The sequence below is a fragment of the Bradyrhizobium sp. Kon58 genome (genome assembly GCF_055807455.1).
In genome coordinates, this window is the sequence record NZ_JBVVOT010000104.1 from 1 (window position 1) to 683 (window position 683).

The 683-nt window shown below is 63.3% G+C and carries 2 protein-coding genes; both read left to right on the top strand.

Translation table 11 applies throughout. From position 1 onward, the window contains the following. On the top strand, positions 1 to 450 hold a 450-nt coding region (locus tag AC0L20_RS39635; RefSeq protein WP_473295607.1), incomplete at its 5' end, for a CoA transferase subunit A. 15 nt (positions 451 to 465) lie between these two features. Next, the coding region (locus tag AC0L20_RS39640; protein WP_473295608.1) for a CoA-transferase at positions 466 to 683 on the top strand (218 nt) is incomplete at its 3' end.

A 683-nucleotide genomic window follows, 5' to 3' on the forward strand; every position in this document is an offset into this window, starting at 1 on the left:
CAGCAATTCCTCGCCGGCGAGCTGGAACTCGAATTCAATCCGCAGGGCACGCTGGCCGAGCGCATCCGCGCCGGCGGTGCCGGCATTCCGGCCTTCTACACCAAGACCGGCGTCGGCACGCTGATCGCCGAAGGCAAGGAAGTGAAGGAATTCGACGGACAGAAATACCTGATGGAGCGCGGCCTGTTCGCCGACCTCGCCATCGTCCACGCCTGGAAGGGCGACACCGCAGGCAACCTCATCTACCGCAAGACCGCGCGCAACTTTAACCCGATGATGGCGACCGCCGCCAAGGTCACGGTGGCCGAGGTCGAGCATCTGGTTCCGGCCGGCGAACTCGATCCCGACCACATCCACACGCCCGGCCTTTTCGTCAAGCGCATCGTCGAGGTTGGAACGGCCAAGAAGCGCATCGAATTCCGCAACACCCGCCCGCGCACGGCAGCTTGAGATCAGGAGACTAAGATGGCCTGGACCCGTGAACAGATGGCTGCGCGCGCCGCGAAGGAATTGCGTGACGGCTATTACGTCAATCTCGGCATCGGCATCCCGACGCTGGTCTCGAACTACATCCCGGACGGCATGGACGTCAGCCTCCAGAGCGAAAACGGCATGCTCGGCATGGGCCCGTTCCCCTATGAGGGTGAAGAGGACGCCGATCTCATCAACGCCGGCAAGCAGAC